This is a genomic window from Pseudomonas sp. NPDC098740, assembly GCF_044760065.1.
Lineage (GTDB): Bacteria > Pseudomonadota > Gammaproteobacteria > Pseudomonadales > Pseudomonadaceae > Aquipseudomonas > Aquipseudomonas rossensis.
This window is the reverse complement of record NZ_JBIWAM010000032.1, coordinates 60,669-62,613: the sequence shown is the minus strand read 5'-3', so window position 1 is coordinate 62,613 and position 1,945 is coordinate 60,669. Positions and strand designations below refer to the sequence as shown.

Below are 1,945 nucleotides of genomic sequence, written 5' to 3'. Positions count from 1 at the left end.
AACCCGTACCTGGTTCGCGACATGATGGCTCGCGGTCTGTGGTACTCGGTAATGATCAACGACCTGAAGTACTACGACGGTTCGGTGCAACAGATCGAGCGCATCCCGCAAGAACTCAAAGAGCTCTACGCGACTGCCTTCGAAGTGGACACCAAGTGGATCGTTGACGCGGCAAGCCGTCGTCAGAAGTGGATCGACCAGGCTCAGTCGCTGAACCTGTACATCGCTGGCGCATCGGGCAAGAAGCTGGACGTGACCTACCGCATGGCCTGGTACCGTGGTCTGAAAACCACTTACTACCTCCGTGCCCTGGCCGCGACCAGCACCGAGAAGTCGACCATCAACACCGGCAAGCTGAACGCTGTTTCCAGCGGCGGCAACCACGGTGAAGATTCGGTCCTGGCAGCACCTGCCGGCCCTGCTCCAGTGCCGAAGGCTTGCGCCATCGACGAGCCGGATTGCGAAGCTTGCCAATAAGCTGAGCCGGTGAGCGCTGAAAGGCGCTTACCTGGATAACCCCCGATCGGTCCTCTGGATTGTCGGGGGTTTTCTTTTGCCCCAAGGAAAGGCAAAAAAAACGGCAAAGCCCTAGTGGCAGGCTTTGCCGTTTGTGTTGACCACCGCAACCTCCATCAAACCTCGATGGAGGCTACCGTTACGTTGCGACGCTTACACCGGAACGGTGAACGAGTCTCCATTGTTGGTCTGGAACGTCTCAATGGTGTTGGACCCGGCATACCAGTCCTTCAGGAAAACCCCGGAGTCCAGGTTGCCACTTTGCAGGTCAGCAGCGTTGAAAATGTAAGCACCTGCGTCCGCTTTGACCACCCGGACATCACTCAGACTCTGAATGTTTTTCAAGGTGACTGTGTCGACTCCGGAAGTGCCCTCATCGAAGATACCCACCATGGTTTTGGACGAAACGATGTACGCGTCACTACCTTCGCCGCCATAGGCATCACCCGAAGCGCTCAAATAAAGTTTGTCGATACCTGCACCGCCGCGCAGCTCATAGCCGTAACCCAAGCCCATCAATGTGTCGTTTCCATCGCCCCCGTCAGCGGTGCCCGATATGACTGTGATGTTGTCATTGCCGGCCTCACCATAGAACACAGAACCTGCGTCATGGTTATGACCGATGATGTAATCATCGCCGTTGCCGCCATAAATGGTGTCAGCCTGGTCCGTAGTGGGGGACGTAACCGCCAGCCCCCCCGTATCGGTGAAGCTGTCACCGTACAGAATATCGTTGCCGTCACCACCATAAAGGGTGTCGTTACCGGCACCACCTTCCAGCATGTTGGCGTAGGCATTGCCGGTCAGAGTGTCATTGAAAGTTGAACCCACCAGATTATCGATGTTGTTGAGCACATCCCCCTCAGCAGCGCCCCCGGTTCCGGTGCCGGCCAGCAAATTGACCTGAACAGCATCGGAGCTGTTCACGTACCAGGCGGCGTCACCACGACCAACGCCAACCAGGACATCTGCGCCGCTACCGCCTACAAAGCTCTCGCGCGCGCCAGCGCTGCCGGTAAAGGTGTCTGCGTAATCCGAGCCCTGAAAGGCCTCAATAGAAGAATAAACATCTCCCGCTGCAATACCTGTCAACACTGGCGCACTCAGATCAAGGGTGATGCCGGCACCTTCATTTGCAAAACTCAAATAATCGGTACCTGATCCGCCATCAATTCGATCTGCACCCTCCCCTCCAACAAAGATGTCAGAGAAATTCGAACCAGCGATCAGCTCGATACCGCTGTATGTATCACCCGCAGCAATACCGGTGTGAACACCCGTTTTGAGATTGATCGTCAGGCCTGAAGCGCTGTCGCTGTAGCTCACGGTATCCGTGCCGGCACCGCCGATAAACTGATCGGCGCCGCCACCGCCGCGCAGGATGTCGTTGCCTGCACCGCCGGTGATGATGTTATCCGAAGCGTTGCCG

1 protein-coding gene and 1 pseudogene are annotated in these 1,945 nt (G+C 56.7%); one reads left to right on the top strand and one right to left on the bottom strand.

Annotated elements, in window-relative coordinates; translation table 11 throughout:
* Positions 1-477, top strand: a pseudogene (locus ACIQU2_RS26395) (ribonucleoside-diphosphate reductase subunit alpha); the annotation flags it as partial.
* A 192-nt stretch (positions 478-669) separates the two neighbouring features.
* Here the strand turns inward: ACIQU2_RS26395 and ACIQU2_RS26390 are convergent.
* A partial coding sequence (locus ACIQU2_RS26390; RefSeq protein WP_403145104.1) for a calcium-binding protein occupies positions 670-1,945 on the bottom strand: 1,276 nt, incomplete at its 5' end.